Genomic DNA, 14979 nt, shown 5'->3' on the forward strand with positions numbered 1-14979 from the left:
CCGGCGCAATCTGGCGGCCTTTCCCAAGATCTCGCAGGGATGGCACCGGTCGACGAGCTGTCAGCCGCATCTGCGTCTGTTCTAACGTATTGGCGGCGTTTGACATCCCGAGGTTGCGAAAATAGCCTCCTCCTTGAAGTGCATCAGCCCTGAAAGGAGTGCCCGATGACCGATGTCCCCTCCAATGCGAAAGGACAGGCGGTCGAGCCGAGCCTCCATCGCGTCATGGGCCCGTGGCTTCTGTTGCTGTTCATCGTCGGTGACATATTGGGCACCGGCATCTATGCGCTGACCGGGCAGGTGGCCAAGCAGGTTGGCGGCGTGGTCTGGCTGCCGTTCCTGATTGCCTTCGTCGTCGCGGTCATCACTGCCTTCAGCTATCTCGAACTGGTCACAAAATACCCGAAGGCGGCCGGTGCCGCTCTCTACGCCCACAAGGCATTCGGCATCCATTTCATCACCTTCATCGTCGCTTTCGCCGTCATGTGCTCGGGCATCACCTCGGCGTCGACGGCCTCGCGCGCCTTCGCTGCCAACATGTCTGGGGCTTTCGATCTCGGCCTGTCCGGCACCTATGGCATCACGCTCATCGGTCTGGCATTCATGGCGATCGTCGCAGCCGTGAATTTCCGCGGCGTCGGCGAAAGTGTCAAAGCCAATGTCGTGCTGACCTGCGTCGAGTTCACCGGCCTGATGATCATCATCGTCATCGGCCTCTGGGCGATCGGCGCCGGTGAGGGCGACGTCTCCCGTATCACTCAGTTCCACTCGGCGCCCGACCGCAACGCCTTCTGGTCGGTGATCGCGGCGACGACGCTCGCTTTCTTCGCCATGGTCGGCTTCGAGGACTCGGTCAACATGGCCGAGGAGTGCAAGGATCCGACGCGCATCTTCCCGAAGGTGCTGCTGACCGGTTTGCTGATCACCGGCGTAATCTACGTGCTCGTGTCGATCTCGGCGATCACGCTCGTGCCGCCGGAACAACTGGGCGAGGGCGAGACGCCGCTGCTCAAGGTCGTCCAGGCCGGCGCGCCGAACTTCCCGGTTGAGATCTTCGGCTTCATCACCATGTTTGCCGTCGCCAACAGCGCCTTGATCAACATGCTGATGGCGAGCCGTCTGGTCTATGGCATGAGCCGCGAACACGTCTTGCCGAAAGTGCTAGGCAAGGTTCACGCCTCGCGTCGCACGCCCTACATCGCGATCGGCTTCACCACCTTGCTCGCTTTCGCGCTGATCACATTCGTCGGCGAGGTGCCGGCGCTGGGCGGCACAACCGCACTGCTGCTGCTATGCGTCTTCACGGTGGTCAACATCGCGGTGCTGGTGCTGCGCAAGGACAGGGTTGGGCACGATCACTTCCGCACCCCGACGCTGTTGCCGATCCTGGGAGCCGTGGCTTGCGCTTTCTTCGCCGGCCCCTGGACTGGGCGCGACCCTGTTCAATACAAGATCGCCGGTATCCTGATCGGCATTGGTGTCGTGTTGTGGTTCGTCACCGTGCTGGTCAATCGCGCCACTGGCCAAAAGCCTGCCGAACCTGAAATGGCCGACATCGGCGGGGCAGGGCCGGTCAACTGACCTCTCTATATATACATGCGCTGACTCAGAACTGCTCGTTGAAGGTGACGATCGAGACTTCGCCTTCGAGGGCCCCCTGATAGGCGGAGATGTGCGGCTCGTCGTCAGGTTCGCCCTGCATGTCGCCGATCTGATCGAGTTCTGCTTCGGCGTAACCCTCCTTTGCCAGCGCGTCCAGCGCCGAGCGCACGGCGCTGTCGTCGTCGGGCGCCACCAGCATGATGTGGACGCCTTCGGGCTTGCCGCCCTTCTTGCGCCAGACCCGACCGGTGATGATCGTCACGGGCCGTTCGTCGTTGTCGTTCATGGTGATTCCCTGGATCTGGATTCGTTTGCGGGGGATTCGCCCCGGTTTCCCCGATTTTCGCACGAAGGCGGGGTGCAAGACAGGACAAACAGCCTTATAAACTGACTTACAGCCCATGTTGCAGCGCAATATAGTTGCCGCAAGCCCGCCAACCCGCCCGAAGCCCCGGTTTCGTTAAGGTTTTTGGGGGGATGGGCTTGACGGTTCGCGGTCATGCGAGTAGATACCGCGTCGTCTGAGCCGATGTGAGGTTGGCTTTTCCGAAGCGACGTGCTTTGGAGTTCACCTCAAACAGGGTTCGTTTTTTACGAGCGAGAAGACATTTCCGGCGTGCATGAAGCGGATTCGCTTCCTCTGCCTTTGTTCGGGCAAGACCGCAGATCGCGGTTTGTGGCCCGAATTCGCGTATGGATTTCGCGCTTGAAGCCGCCCCGAACGGGCTTAAGACACGGAATTGAGAGACAAGAGGGTTTAATGCCTACCGTCAACCAGCTGATCCGCAAGCCGCGCATTGCGCCGGTGAAGCGCAACAAGGTTCCGGCCATGCAGGCCAACCCGCAGAAGCGTGGCGTCTGCACGCGCGTCTATACGACGACGCCGAAGAAGCCGAACTCCGCTCTGCGTAAGGTCGCGAAGATTCGCCTGACCAATGGCTTTGAAGTGATCGGCTACATCCCGGGCGAAGGCCATAACCTTCAGGAGCACTCCGTGGTCATGATCCGCGGCGGTCGCGTGAAGGACCTTCCGGGCGTTCGCTATCACATCATCCGCGGCGTGCTCGACACGCAGGGCGTGAAGAACCGCAAGCAGCGCCGTTCGAAGTACGGTGCAAAGCGTCCGAAGTAATTCGGCTTCTGCAATTAGGCGCTGCGCGAGGTTCTCCGCGTCATATAGCGCCAGTCAAGTTTGAGAGACAAAAGCTATGTCCCGTCGTCACAGTGCAGATAAGCGCGAAATCAACCCGGATCCCAAGTTCGGCGATCTCGTCGTCACCAAGTTCATGAACGCCGTCATGTATGACGGCAAGAAGTCGATCGCCGAAACGATCGTCTACGGTGCGCTTGACCAGGTTCAGGCCAAGACCAAGCAGGAGCCGGTCACTGTCTTCCATCAGGCGCTCGACAATGTCGCGCCGCACGTGGAAGTGCGTTCGCGTCGCGTCGGCGGCGCCACCTACCAGGTTCCGGTCGATGTGCGCCCCGAGCGCCGTCAGGCACTCGCCATTCGCTGGCTGATCACTGCTGCCCGCAACCGCAACGAGACCACCATGGTCGACCGCCTCTCGGGCGAGCTGATGGACGCGGCGAACAACCGCGGCACCGCCGTCAAGAAGCGTGAAGACACCCACAAGATGGCGGAAGCCAACCGCGCCTTCGCGCACTACCGCTGGTAATAGCGCGTCCGAACGACTGAGAGGCACCTCCCATGGCCCGCGAATACAAGATCGAAGACTACCGCAATTTCGGTATCATGGCGCATATCGACGCCGGCAAGACCACGACCACCGAGCGCATCCTTTATTACACGGGCAAGTCGCACAAGATCGGCGAAGTCCATGACGGCGCTGCCACCATGGATTGGATGGAGCAGGAGCAGGAGCGCGGCATCACCATCACGTCCGCTGCCACCACGACCTTCTGGAAGGGCCGTGACGGCCAGCAGCGCCGCTTCAACATCATCGACACCCCCGGCCACGTCGACTTCACCATCGAAGTCGAGCGTTCGCTGCGCGTTCTCGACGGCGCCATTGCGCTGCTCGATGCCAACGCCGGTGTTGAGCCGCAGACCGAGACCGTGTGGCGTCAGGCGGACAAGTACCACGTCCCGCGCATGATCTTCTGCAACAAGATGGACAAGATCGGCGCCGACTTCTATCGCTCGTACGAGATGATCAAGTCGCGCCTCGGTGCGACCGCCGTTGCCGTTCAGCTGCCGATCGGCGCCGAGTCGGAATTCAAGGGCGTCGTCGACCTGATCGAGATGAATGCGCTCGTCTGGCGCGACGAGAGCCTGGGCGCTGCCTGGGACGTCGTCGAGATCCCGGAAGACCTCAAGGCCAAGGCTGAAGAGTTCCGCGAGAAGATGATCGAGACCGCCGTCGAAATGGACGAGACGGCTCTCGAGAACTACCTCGAAGGCAAGATGCCGACCAACGACGAACTGCGCGCGCTGATCCGCAAGGGCACCATCGCCGTCAAGTTCTTCCCGATGTTCTGCGGTTCGGCCTTCAAGAACAAGGGCGTGCAGCCGCTGCTCGACGGCGTCGTCGACTTCCTGCCGTCCCCGCTCGACGTCCCGGCCATCAAGGGCATCGATGCCAAGACCGAAGCCGAGATCGAGCGTCACGCCGACGACAGCGAGCCGCTGTCGATGCTGGCCTTCAAGATCATGAACGATCCGTTCGTCGGTTCGCTGACCTTCTGCCGCATCTACTCGGGCAAGGTGGTCAAGGGCGCTTCGCTCGAAAACACCGTCAAGGGCAAGAAGGAGCGTCTCGGCCGTATGCTGCAGATGCATTCGAACTCGCGTTCGGACATCGAAGAGGCATATGCCGGCGACATCGTTGCTCTGGCCGGCCTCAAGGAAACGACCACCGGCGACACGCTCTGCGATCCGCTGCACCAGGTCATCCTCGAGCGCATGGAATTCCCCGAGCCGGTCATCCAGATCGCGATCGAGCCGAAGACCAAGGGCGACCAGGAAAAGATGGGCCTCGCGCTCAACCGCCTGGCTGCTGAAGATCCGTCGTTCCGCGTCAAGTCGGACGAAGAGTCGGGCCAGACCATCATCGCCGGCATGGGCGAGCTGCACCTCGACATCATCGTCGACCGCATGCGCCGCGAGTTCAAGGTCGAGGCGAATGTCGGCGCTCCGCAGGTTGCATATCGTGAGACGATCACCCGCACCCACGAGCAGGACTACACCCACAAGAAACAGTCGGGTGGTACCGGTCAGTTCGCTCGCGTCAAGCTGGTGTTCGAGCCGAACCCCGAGGGCGAAGACTTCGTCTTCGAATCGAAGATCGTCGGCGGTGCTGTTCCGAAGGAATACATCCCGGGCGTCGACAAGGGCCTCCGCAGCGTCCTGTCGTCGGGTCCGTTCGCTGGCTTCCCGATGATCGGCGTCAAGGCGACGCTCATCGACGGTGCCTACCACGATGTCGACTCGTCGGTTCTCGCCTTCGAAATCGCCGGCCGCGCCTGCCTTCGCGAAGCTGCTCCGAAGCTGGGCGTCCAGCTGCTCGAGCCGATCATGAAGGTCGAAGTCGTCACGCCGGAAGACTATGTCGGCAACGTCATCGGCGACTTGAACAGCCGTCGTGGCCAGATCCAGGGCCAGGAAAGCCGTGGTATCGCCGTCGTCGTCAACGCGATGGTGCCGCTGGCAAACATGTTCAAGTACGTGGACAGCTTGCGTTCGATGTCGCAGGGCCGCGCCCAGTACTCGATGCAGTTCGACCACTACGAGCCGGTTCCGACCGCGGTCGCTCAGGAAGTTCAAAAGAAATACGCGTAATTCCAAGGAATTGCAGCGTTTTATTAATTCAACGCCCTTACTGGGCTAGCAAGAATGGAGACCTCACATGGCAAAAGGTAAATTCGAGCGTAATAAGCCTCATGTGAACATCGGCACGATTGGTCACGTTGACCACGGCAAGACGTCGCTGACTGCTGCGATCACGAAGTATTTCGGCGAGTTCAAGGCCTACGACCAGATCGACGCAGCGCCGGAAGAGAAGGCCCGCGGCATCACGATCTCGACGGCGCACGTCGAGTATGAGACGCCGGCCCGTCACTACGCCCACGTCGACTGCCCCGGCCACGCCGACTACGTCAAGAACATGATCACCGGTGCTGCCCAGATGGACGGCGCGATCCTGGTCGTGTCGGCTGCTGACGGCCCGATGCCGCAGACCCGCGAGCACATCCTGCTCGCCCGTCAGGTTGGCGTTCCCGCCCTGGTGGTGTTCCTGAACAAGGTCGACCTTGTCGACGACGCCGAGCTGCTCGAACTGGTCGAGCTCGAAGTTCGCGAGCTGCTGTCGAAGTACGAATATCCGGGCGACGACATTCCGATGATCAAGGGTTCGGCTGTTGCTGCGCTCAACGATTCGGACAAGAAGATCGGTGAAGACGCGATCCGCGCGCTGATGGAAGCCGTCGATGCCTACATCCCGACGCCGGAGCGTCCGATCGACCGTCCGTTCCTGATGCCGATCGAAGACGTGTTCTCGATCTCGGGCCGCGGCACTGTGGTCACCGGTCGCGTCGAGCGCGGCATTGTCAAGGTTGGCGAAGAAGTCGAGATCGTCGGCATCAAGGCAACCTCGAAGACGACGGTTACCGGCGTTGAAATGTTCCGCAAGCTGCTCGATCAGGGCCAGGCTGGCGACAACATCGGCGCGCTGATCCGCGGCGTTGGCCGTGAAGACGTCGAGCGCGGCCAGGTGCTGTGCAAGCCGGGTTCGGTGAAGCCGCACAAGAAGTTCGTGGCTGAAGCCTACATCCTGACCAAGGAAGAGGGTGGCCGTCACACGCCGTTCTTCACCAACTACCGTCCGCAGTTCTACTTCCGCACGACGGACGTGACCGGCATCGTGTCGCTGCCGGAAGGCACCGAGATGGTCATGCCCGGCGACAACATCACCGTCGACGTCGAGCTGATCGTGCCGATCGCCATGGAAGAGAAGCTCCGCTTCGCTATCCGTGAAGGTGGCCGCACCGTCGGCGCCGGCATCGTCGCTTCGATCAAAGAATAATCCGAATTAACGATCTGTCGCGGGCGGGAATACGCCCGCGCCGCGCCAGAACAAGGAAGTGACCATGAACGGACAGAATATCCGCATCCGCCTCAAGGCGTTTGACCACCGGGTTCTCGACGCTTCGACGCGTGAGATCGTGTCGACCGCGAAGCGCACCGGCGCCAATGTTCGCGGCCCGATCCCGCTGCCGACGCGGATCGAGAAGTTCACGGTGAACCGCTCGCCGCACGTCGACAAGAAGAGCCGCGAGCAGTTCGAAATGCGCACGCACAAGCGTCTGCTGGACATCGTCGACCCGACCCCGCAGACCGTCGATGCTCTGATGAAGCTCGACCTCGCGGCAGGTGTGGACGTCGAAATCAAGCTCTAAGAGCTAACATGAGCCGCGCGAACAGATCCAAACGGCTCCTCTGAAGGAAAACGAACCGATGCGTTCAGGTGTAATTGCACAGAAGGTGGGAATGACCCGCGTCTATAATGACGCTGGCGAACACGTTCCCGTCACCGTTCTCCGCATGGAGAACTGCCAGGTCGTGGCACAGCTGACCAAAGAGAAGAATGGCTACACTGCCGTTCAGCTCGGCGTTGGCCTGGCCAAGGTCAAGAATACGACGAAGGCGTTGCGCGGTCACTTCGCTGCCGCTTCCGTCGAGCCGAAGTCGAAGGTTGCCGAGTTCCGCGTCTCTGCAGACAACATGCTGGACGTTGGCGCCGAGATCACCGTCGAGCATTTCGTCGTTGGCCAGAAGGTCGACGTGACGGGCACGACGATCGGTAAGGGCTTCCAGGGCGTCATCAAGCGCCACCACTTCGGCGGCGGCCGTGCCACCCACGGTAACTCGCTGTCGCACCGCGTTCACGGTTCGACCGGTCAGCGCCAGGACCCGGGCAAGGTGTTCAAGGGCAAGAAGATGGCCGGCCACATGGGCGACGTTCGCGTCACCACCCAGAACGTGGAGGTCGTCTCGACCGACACCGATCGCGGTCTCATCCTGATCCGCGGCGCGGTTCCGGGTTCTAAGGGTGCATGGATCCTGGTTCGCGACGCCGCAAAGGTTGCGCTTCCTGAGAACGCGCCGAAGCCGGCTGCGATCCGCGCTGCCAGCAACAAGGCTCCGGCCAACGAGGGAGCGGAATAATGGACCTCAAGATTACAACCCTCGCAGGCAAGGATGCCGGCAAGGTTGAGCTCTCGGAAGAGATCTTCGGCCTCGACCCGCGCGAAGACGTTCTCCAGCGCGTCGTGCGCTGGCAGCTCGCCAAGAAGCAGCAGGGCACGCACAAGGCCAAGGGCCGCGCGGAAATCGCGCGCACCGGCGCCAAGATGTACAAGCAGAAGGGTACGGGCCGCGCTCGTCACCATTCGGCACGCGCTCCGCAGTTCCGCGGCGGCGGCAAGGCCCACGGCCCGGTCGTTCGCAGCCACGAGCATGACCTTCCCAAGAAGGTCCGCGCTCTCGGCCTGAAGCACGCCCTGTCGGCCAAGGCCAAGGCATCGAACCTGATCATCGTCGACGAGCTGACGCTCGCCGAGGGCAAGACCAAGGCGCTGATCGCGAACTTCGCGACGCTGGGCCTGACCAATGCCCTGGTGATCGGTGGTGCTGAGCTTGACCTCAACTTCAAGCGCGCAGCGACCAACATCCCGAACATCGATGTCCTGCCGATCCAGGGCATCAACGTTTACGACATTCTGCGCCGCGGCACGCTGGTCCTTTCGAAGGCCGCCGTCGAGGCTCTCGAGGAGCGCTTCAAATGACGGATCTCCGCCACTATGACGTGATCGTCTCGCCGGCGATCACTGAAAAGTCGACCATGGCTTCGGAAAACAACCAGGTCGTCTTCAATGTCGCCAAGAAGGCGAGCAAGCCTGAGATCAAGGCTGCCGTCGAAGCGCTGTTCGGCGTGAAGGTGACTGCTGTGAACACCCTGGTCCGCAAGGGCAAGGTGAAGCGCTTCCGCGGCACGATCGGCCGCCAGAGCGACGTCAAGAAGGCGGTAGTGACGCTGGCCGATGGCCAGTCGATCGACGTCGCGACGGGTCTCTGAGCTGGGCTGAGAGGACAGGACAATGGCACTTAAGAAATTCAAGCCAGTAACGCCGAGCACGCGCCAGCTGGTCATCGTCGACCGCTCGGGTCTGCACAAGGGCAAGCCCGTCAAGGGTCTGACCGAAGGCCTGACCAAGTCGGGCGGTCGTAACAACTACGGCCGCATCACGGCTCGCTTCATTGGCGGCGGTCACAAGCGTTCGTACCGTATCATCGACTTCAAGCGTCGCAAGTTCGACGTCGTCGGCACGGTCGAGCGTCTCGAGTACGATCCGAACCGCACCGCCTTCATCGCACTGATCAAGTACGACGATGGTGAGCTGAGCTACATCATTGCTCCGCAGCGTCTGCAGGCCGGCGACAAGATCATCGCTGGTGAGCAGGTCGACGTGAAGCCGGGCAATGCAATGCCGCTCGCTTCGATGCCGGTCGGCACGATCGTCCACAACATCGAGCTGAAGCCCGGCAAGGGCGGTCAGGTCGCTCGTTCGGCTGGTGCTTACGCCCAGCTCGTCGGCCGCGACCAGGGCATGGCGATCCTTCGCCTCAACTCGGGTGAACAGCGCGTCGTCAGCGGTCTCTGCATCGCCACCGTCGGCGCCGTGTCCAACCCGGACCACGGCAACATCAACGACGGCAAGGCCGGTCGTACGGTCTGGCGTGGCAAGCGTCCGCACAACCGCGGCGTGACCATGAACCCGGTCGACCATCCGCACGGCGGTGGTGAAGGCCGCACCTCGGGCGGACGCCATCCGGTGACCCCGTGGGGCAAGCCCACCAAGGGCAAGAAGACGCGGTCCAACAAGGCGACCGACAAGTTCATCCTGCGCTCGCGCCATCAGCGCAAGAGCTAAGAAGAGGTAACGCCAGTGACTCGTTCAGTCTGGAAAGGCCCGTTCATTGACGGCTATCTGCTCAAGAAGGCAGAGAAGGTTCGTGAAGGCGGTCGCAATGAGGTGATCAAGATGTGGAGCCGTCGCTCCACCGTCCTGCCGCAGTTCGTCGGCCTCACCTTCGGTGTCTACAACGGCCAGAAGCACGTCCCGGTCTCGGTGAACGAGGACATGGTCGGCCACAAGTTCGGTGAGTTCGCTCCCACCAGGACCTACTACGGTCACGGCGCGGACAAGAAGGCAAAGAGGAAGTAACATGGGCAAGGCCAAAGCTCCGCGCAGGCTTGCTGACAACGAGGCACGTGCGGTCCTCCGCACGATCCGGGTCAGCCCGCAGAAGCTCAACCTCGTTGCCGCGCTTATCCGCGGCAAGAAGGTAGCGACCGCGCTTTCGGATCTGGAATTTTCGCGCAAGCGCATCGCCGAAACCGTTAAGAAGACCCTCGAATCGGCTATCGCCAACGCGGAAAACAATCACGACCTCGATGTCGATGCACTGGTGGTGGCGGAAGCCTTTGTCGGTAAGTCGATCGTCATGAAGCGTTTCCACGCTCGTGGCCGTGGTCGCGCCAGCCGCATTGAGAAGCCGTTTTCGCACCTCACGATCGTCGTTCGTGAAGTCGAAGAGAAAGGGGAGGCCGCATAATGGGCCAGAAAATCAATCCAATTGGTCTCCGCCTCGGCATCAACCGCACCTGGGACTCGCGTTGGTACGCAAACACCGGTGAGTACGGCCAGCTGCTCCACGAAGACATCAAGATCCGCAAGTATCTTGAGGCCGAGCTGAAGCAGGCCGCGATTTCCAAGGTCGTGATCGAACGTCCGCACAAGAAGTGCCGTGTGACCATCCATGCAGCACGTCCGGGCCTGATCATTGGCAAGAAGGGCGCTGACATCGAAAAGCTTCGCAAGAAGCTGATGGAGATGACGAAGTCCGAGACGCACCTCAACATCGTCGAGGTTCGCAAGCCGGAGACCGACGCTACGCTGGTCGCACAGTCGATCGCACAGCAGCTCGAGCGCCGCATTGCCTTCCGTCGCGCCATGAAGCGCGCGGTGCAATCGGCCATGCGTCTCGGCGCAGAGGGCATCCGCATCAACTGCTCGGGCCGTCTCGGCGGCGCTGAAATCGCACGTATGGAGTGGTACCGCGAAGGTCGCGTTCCGCTGCACACGCTGCGCGCCGACGTCGACTACGGCACTGCCGAGGCAAAGACCGCCTACGGCATCTGCGGCGTCAAGGTGTGGGTGTTCAAGGGCGAGATCCTCGAGCACGATCCGATGGCTTCCGAGCGTCGCGCAACCGAAGGCGAGCATTCGCATGCTGGCGAGCGCCCTGAGCGCCGCCGTCGCGAAAACGCCTGATACGCATAGGAATTTGGAGTTAGAACGATGCTGCAGCCAAAGCGCACAAAGTTCCGTAAGCAGTTCAAGGGCCGCATCCACGGTACCGCGAAGGGTGGCACCAACCTGGATTTCGGCGGCTTCGGACTGAAGGCGCTTGAGCCGAACCGCGTCACCGCGCGTGAGATCGAGGCGGCTCGCCGCGCGATCACCCGCGAAATGAAACGTCAGGGCCGCGTCTGGATCCGTATTTTCCCGGACGTCCCCGTCACGTCGAAGCCGACCGAAGTCCGCATGGGTAAGGGCAAGGGCGCCGTCGACTACTGGGCATGCCGCATCAAGCCAGGTCGCGTGATGTTCGAGATCGATGGTGTCTCTGAGGAAGTGGCGCGTGAAGCGCTGCGTCTCGGCGCCGCCAAGCTCTCGGTCAGGACGCGCTTCGTTCAGCGCATCGCAGAATAAGGAAGGGCTGATCATGAAAGCCTCGGACATCAGGACGAAGACCCAGGACCAGCTCACTGACGAGCTCGCCAGCCTCAAGAAGGAGCAGTTCAACCTGCGCTTCCAGAAGGCGACCGGTCAGCTGGAAAAGACGGCGCGCGTGAAACAAGTTCGTAAGGACATCGCGCGTATCAAGACCATCGCCGCCGAGAAGTCGGCCGGCAAGAAGGCTTAAGGACGAAAACCATGCCAAAGCGCATCCTGCAGGGTACGGTCGTCAGCGACAAGAACGAGAAGACGGTCGTCGTCAAGGTCGAGCGTCGCTTCACGCACCCGGTGATGAAGAAGACCGTGCGTATGTCGAAGAACTACAAGGCGCACGACGAAAACAACGCCCACAAGGTGGGGGATCAGGTGTCTATCCAGGAATCGAAGCCGATTTCCAAGGATAAGCGCTGGGTCGTCATCACCCCGGACCAGGCGTAACAACGAATTTTGGACAAGCCGGGGAGGGCGGTAGCCCATCCCGTTAGAGAAGAAGAAGGCGGCCAGTCATGATTCAGATGCAAACAAACCTCGACGTCGCGGATAATTCCGGCGCCCGTCGTGTCATGTGCATCAAGGTGCTGGGCGGCTCGAAGCGGAAGTATGCTTCTGTTGGCGACATCATCGTGGTGTCGATCAAGGAAGCCATTCCGCGCGGCCGCGTTAAGAAGGGTGACGTGATGAAGGCGGTCGTGGTTCGCACGGCCAAGGACATTCGTCGTCCGGACGGCAGCGTGATCCGTTTCGACAAGAACGCGGCCGTTCTTGTCGATAACAAGAAAGAACCTATCGGCACGCGTATCTTCGGGCCGGTTCCGCGCGAACTCCGCGCCAAGAACCACATGAAGATCATCTCGCTCGCGCCCGAAGTGCTGTAAGGAGCCGGAACAATGCAGAAGATCCGTAAAGGCGACAAGGTTGTCGTTCTGGCCGGCAAGGACAAGGGCCGCACCGGCGAGGTGCTGTCTGTCCAGCCGAAGGAAGACAAGGCAGTTGTCCGCGGCGTGAACATGATCCGCCGCCACCAGAAGCAGTCCCAGACCCAAGAGGGCGGGATCATTACCAAGGAAGCGCCGATCCACCTGTCGAACCTCGCGCTCGTCGACCCCAAGGATGGCAAGCCGACCCGCGTCGGCTTCCAGGTCCAGAAGGACGGCACGAAGGTGCGTGTCGCCAAGCGCTCGGGAGAAGTCATCAATGGCTAAGGCAACCAACGAGCCGCGTCTGAAGAAGGTCTACAACGAGACCATCCGCCAGGCGATGCAGGAACAGTTCAAGTACGACAACGTCATGCAGATTCCGCGCATCGACAAGATCGTGCTCAACATGGGTGTTGGCGAAGCCACCGCGGATTCGAAGAAGCCGTCGGTTGCCGCTGAAGACCTGGCCATGATCGCCGGCCAGAAGCCGGTCATCACCCGCGCCCGCAAGTCGATCGCCGGCTTCAAGGTGCGTGAGCAGATGCCGATCGGCGCCAAGGTGACGCTCCGCCAGGAGCGCATGTACGAGTTTCTGGACCGCCTCGTGAACATCGCACTGCCGCGCGTTCGCGACTTTCGCGGTCTGAACCCGAAAAGCTTTGACGGCCGCGGAAATTACGCTATGGGCCTGAAGGAGCATATCGTGTTCCCCGAGATCAACTACGACAAGGTTGATCAGATGTGGGGTATGGACATCATCGTTTGCACGACCGCCAAGACGGACGAAGAAGCCCGGGCTCTGCTCAAGGCCTTCAACTTCCCCTTCCGGCAGTAACGGCAGCGAGAAAAGGAAAAATCTGAAATGGCAAAGACCAGCTCAGTCGAGAAGAACAATCGGCGCCGCAAGCTTGTGGACCAGTACGCTGCCAAGCGTAAGGCCCTCAAGGACGTCGTCATGGATCAGGCCAAGCCGATCGAGGAACGCTTCCGCGCGCAGCTCAAGCTCGCCGCGCTGCCGCGCAACTCGGCAAAGATCCGTATTCGTAATCGCTGCGAAGTGACCGGCCGCCCGCGCGCCTACTATCGCAAGCTTAAGATGTCGCGTATCGCGCTTCGCGACCTGGGCTCGATCGGGGCGATCCCCGGTCTGGTCAAGTCGAGCTGGTAAGGAGCATTTGACATGTCTTTGAGTGATCCTCTCGGCGATATGCTGACCCGCATCCGCAACGCCTATGGCCGCAAGAAGTCGACCGTGTCGACGCCTGCGTCCAGGCTGCGCGCCCGTGTTCTCGACGTGCTGAAGGCGGAAGGCTACATCCGCGACTACAGCCAGACCGACTTCGAAAACGGCAAGTCCGAGATCGAAATCGAGCTGAAGTACTTCGACGGCCAGCCGGTTATCCGCGAAATCGCCCGCGTCTCCAAGCCGGGCCGCCGCGTCTACGTCTCGTCCAAGTCGATTCCGCCTGTTGCCAATGGCCTCGGCATCTCGATCCTTTCGACCCCGAAGGGCGTGATGGCCGACCACGAAGCGCGCGAACAGAACGTCGGCGGGGAAATCCTCTGCCAGATCTTCTGATCTGCGTAGGCTGAAACAAGAAAGGCACGAGGACTATGTCTCGTATTGGCAAGAAACCCGTTCAGCTTCCGCAGGGCGTTACCGCTTCCGTCGACGGCCAGACCGTCACGGCCAAGGGGCCCAAGGGCGAGCTGAAGTTCGTGGTCAACAACGAAGTTCTGGTCACGATGGAAAACGGCGAAATCGCTGTTCAGCCGCGCGATCAGTCGAAGGACGCGCGCTCCAAGTGGGGCATGTCGCGAACGCAGATCGTCAACATCCTGACGGGTGTTAAGGACGGCTTCGAAAAGAAGCTCGAGATCACCGGCGTCGGTTACCGTGCAGCGCTCCAGGGCAAGAACCTGCAGCTGGCACTTGGCTTCTCGCATGACGTCGTCTATCAGACGCCGGAAGGCATCACCATCACGGTGCCGAAGCCGACCGAAATCGTGGTCAACGGCATCAACAAGCAGCAGGTCGGCCAGGTCGCTGCCGAGATCCGCGAATACCGCGGTCCCGAGCCTTACAAGGGCAAGGGCGTGCGCTATGCAGGCGAGAAGATCGTCCGCAAAGAAGGCAAGAAGAAGTAACAACAACGCCGCGGTGCGCGGTCGCGGGAAGCAATTGGGCTTACCGCAGATGGCCGCGCCCGTTTCAGAAGGCAAGGAACTGCTACTATGGCTTCGAAAGAAACCACCCTGCGCCGTTCGGCGCGTATCCGCCGCCAGATCAAGAAGGTCGCCAACGGCCGTCCGCGCCTGTCGGTTCACCGCACGTCGAAGAACATCTACGTCCAGGTCATCGACGACGCCAACGGCCGTACGCTCGCTGCCGCTTCGACCCTCGAGAAGGATCTCAAGGGCTCGCTGAAGACCGGCGCCGACACTGCTGCTGCGACCGCGGTTGGCAAGCTGATCGCCGAGCGTGCTTCGAAGGCTGGCGTCAAGGACGTCGTTTTCGATCGTGGCGCCTACATCTATCACGGCCGCGTCAAGGCACTTGCCGAAGCCGCACGTGAAGGTGGCCTCAACTTCTGATGCAGTCTACGGCGTAGCGCGTGGCGCTGTGCCGCATTTC

Annotated in this window: 24 protein-coding genes; 23 read left to right on the forward strand and 1 reads right to left on the reverse strand. The window is 61.2% G+C overall.

Annotated features, from left to right (window positions below; genetic code table 11):
• Positions 1 to 165: 165 nt before the first annotated feature.
• Positions 166 to 1581, forward strand: coding sequence for an APC family permease (locus tag N7E70_RS17010; RefSeq protein ID WP_067961873.1), 1416 nt, complete (start codon positions 166 to 168; stop codon positions 1579 to 1581).
• Positions 1582 to 1606: 25 nt separating this feature from the next.
• Here the strand turns inward: N7E70_RS17010 and N7E70_RS17015 are convergent, their stop codons facing one another.
• Entirely contained in the window at positions 1607 to 1888 is a 282-nt protein-coding gene (locus tag N7E70_RS17015) for a transcriptional regulator (protein ID WP_067961875.1), read from the reverse strand.
• Positions 1889 to 2362: 474 nt separating this feature from the next.
• Between N7E70_RS17015 and rpsL the strand changes: the two genes are divergently transcribed.
• From rpsL to rplR, 22 genes are all read left to right on the forward strand, one after another.
• Positions 2363 to 2734 (forward strand): 30S ribosomal protein S12, encoded by a 372-nt coding sequence (rpsL, locus tag N7E70_RS17020; protein WP_008837709.1) that lies wholly within the window; start codon positions 2363 to 2365, stop codon positions 2732 to 2734.
• Positions 2735 to 2810: 76 nt separating this feature from the next.
• Complete coding sequence (gene rpsG / locus N7E70_RS17025; protein WP_067961877.1) at positions 2811 to 3281, forward strand: 30S ribosomal protein S7; 471 nt, start codon at positions 2811 to 2813, stop codon at positions 3279 to 3281.
• Positions 3282 to 3313: 32 nt separating this feature from the next.
• Positions 3314 to 5404 carry an elongation factor G gene (fusA, locus tag N7E70_RS17030; protein ID WP_067961879.1) on the forward strand — a complete coding sequence of 697 codons (2091 nt, stop codon included), beginning with the start codon at positions 3314 to 3316 and terminating at the stop codon, positions 5402 to 5404.
• A gap of 67 nt (positions 5405 to 5471) precedes the next feature.
• Entirely contained in the window at positions 5472 to 6647 is a 1176-nt protein-coding gene (gene tuf / locus N7E70_RS17035) for an elongation factor Tu (RefSeq protein WP_067961853.1), read from the forward strand.
• A 64-nt stretch (positions 6648 to 6711) separates the two neighbouring features.
• Entirely contained in the window at positions 6712 to 7020 is a 309-nt protein-coding gene (gene rpsJ / locus N7E70_RS17040; RefSeq protein ID WP_006205468.1) for a 30S ribosomal protein S10, read from the forward strand.
• 58 nt (positions 7021 to 7078) lie between these two features.
• Positions 7079 to 7789, forward strand: a complete 711-nt coding sequence (rplC, locus tag N7E70_RS17045) for a 50S ribosomal protein L3 (RefSeq protein WP_067961881.1) — start codon at positions 7079 to 7081, stop codon at positions 7787 to 7789.
• Complete coding sequence (gene rplD / locus N7E70_RS17050) at positions 7789 to 8409, forward strand: 50S ribosomal protein L4 (protein ID WP_055976408.1); 621 nt, start codon at positions 7789 to 7791, stop codon at positions 8407 to 8409. The genes rplC and rplD overlap by 1 nt, the downstream gene beginning before the upstream one ends.
• Positions 8406 to 8699: a 50S ribosomal protein L23 gene (locus tag N7E70_RS17055; RefSeq protein WP_067961884.1), complete on the forward strand. Its 294-nt coding sequence runs from the start codon at positions 8406 to 8408 to the stop codon at positions 8697 to 8699. Before rplD ends, N7E70_RS17055 begins: the two co-directional genes overlap by 4 nt.
• 22 nt (positions 8700 to 8721) lie before the next feature.
• Entirely contained in the window at positions 8722 to 9555 is an 834-nt protein-coding gene (rplB, locus tag N7E70_RS17060) for a 50S ribosomal protein L2 (RefSeq protein WP_055976411.1), read from the forward strand.
• 15 nt (positions 9556 to 9570) lie between these two features.
• The gene (gene rpsS, locus N7E70_RS17065; protein WP_055976414.1) at positions 9571 to 9849 is read left to right on the forward strand and encodes a 30S ribosomal protein S19; all 279 of its coding nucleotides are present in this window, start codon (positions 9571 to 9573) and stop codon (positions 9847 to 9849) included.
• 1 nt (position 9850) lies between these two features.
• A complete protein-coding gene (rplV, locus tag N7E70_RS17070) occupies positions 9851 to 10240 on the forward strand; it encodes a 50S ribosomal protein L22 (protein ID WP_263007056.1) in 390 nt (129 codons plus the stop codon).
• Positions 10240 to 10959, forward strand: coding sequence for a 30S ribosomal protein S3 (gene rpsC / locus N7E70_RS17075; RefSeq protein ID WP_067961888.1), 720 nt, complete (start codon positions 10240 to 10242; stop codon positions 10957 to 10959). Before rplV ends, rpsC begins: the two co-directional genes overlap by 1 nt.
• Positions 10960 to 10986: 27 nt before the next feature.
• Entirely contained in the window at positions 10987 to 11400 is a 414-nt protein-coding gene (gene rplP, locus N7E70_RS17080; RefSeq protein WP_055976423.1) for a 50S ribosomal protein L16, read from the forward strand.
• 13 nt (positions 11401 to 11413) lie between these two features.
• The gene (gene rpmC / locus N7E70_RS17085) at positions 11414 to 11614 is read left to right on the forward strand and encodes a 50S ribosomal protein L29 (protein WP_018427849.1); all 201 of its coding nucleotides are present in this window, start codon (positions 11414 to 11416) and stop codon (positions 11612 to 11614) included.
• An 11-nt stretch (positions 11615 to 11625) separates the two neighbouring features.
• Entirely contained in the window at positions 11626 to 11865 is a 240-nt protein-coding gene (rpsQ, locus tag N7E70_RS17090; RefSeq protein ID WP_055976426.1) for a 30S ribosomal protein S17, read from the forward strand.
• Between the two features lie 68 nt (positions 11866 to 11933).
• A complete protein-coding gene (gene rplN, locus N7E70_RS17095; protein ID WP_006205457.1) occupies positions 11934 to 12302 on the forward strand; it encodes a 50S ribosomal protein L14 in 369 nt (122 codons plus the stop codon).
• 12 nt (positions 12303 to 12314) lie between these two features.
• A complete protein-coding gene (gene rplX, locus N7E70_RS17100; protein WP_067961890.1) occupies positions 12315 to 12629 on the forward strand; it encodes a 50S ribosomal protein L24 in 315 nt (104 codons plus the stop codon).
• Positions 12622 to 13179: a 50S ribosomal protein L5 gene (gene rplE, locus N7E70_RS17105; protein ID WP_067961892.1), complete on the forward strand. Its 558-nt coding sequence runs from the start codon at positions 12622 to 12624 to the stop codon at positions 13177 to 13179. Before rplX ends, rplE begins: the two co-directional genes overlap by 8 nt.
• Before the next feature lie 27 nt (positions 13180 to 13206).
• Complete coding sequence (rpsN, locus tag N7E70_RS17110; protein WP_067961894.1) at positions 13207 to 13512, forward strand: 30S ribosomal protein S14; 306 nt, start codon at positions 13207 to 13209, stop codon at positions 13510 to 13512.
• A 12-nt stretch (positions 13513 to 13524) separates the two neighbouring features.
• The gene (rpsH, locus tag N7E70_RS17115; protein ID WP_067961896.1) at positions 13525 to 13923 is read left to right on the forward strand and encodes a 30S ribosomal protein S8; all 399 of its coding nucleotides are present in this window, start codon (positions 13525 to 13527) and stop codon (positions 13921 to 13923) included.
• Between the two features lie 35 nt (positions 13924 to 13958).
• The gene (gene rplF / locus N7E70_RS17120) at positions 13959 to 14492 is read left to right on the forward strand and encodes a 50S ribosomal protein L6 (protein ID WP_067961897.1); all 534 of its coding nucleotides are present in this window, start codon (positions 13959 to 13961) and stop codon (positions 14490 to 14492) included.
• 87 nt (positions 14493 to 14579) lie between these two features.
• A complete protein-coding gene (gene rplR / locus N7E70_RS17125) occupies positions 14580 to 14939 on the forward strand; it encodes a 50S ribosomal protein L18 (RefSeq protein ID WP_067961899.1) in 360 nt (119 codons plus the stop codon).
• The last annotated feature ends 40 nt before the right edge of the window (positions 14940 to 14979 follow it).

Source organism: Aminobacter sp. NyZ550 (assembly GCF_025628925.2).
Taxonomy (GTDB): domain Bacteria; phylum Pseudomonadota; class Alphaproteobacteria; order Rhizobiales; family Rhizobiaceae; genus Aminobacter; species Aminobacter ciceronei.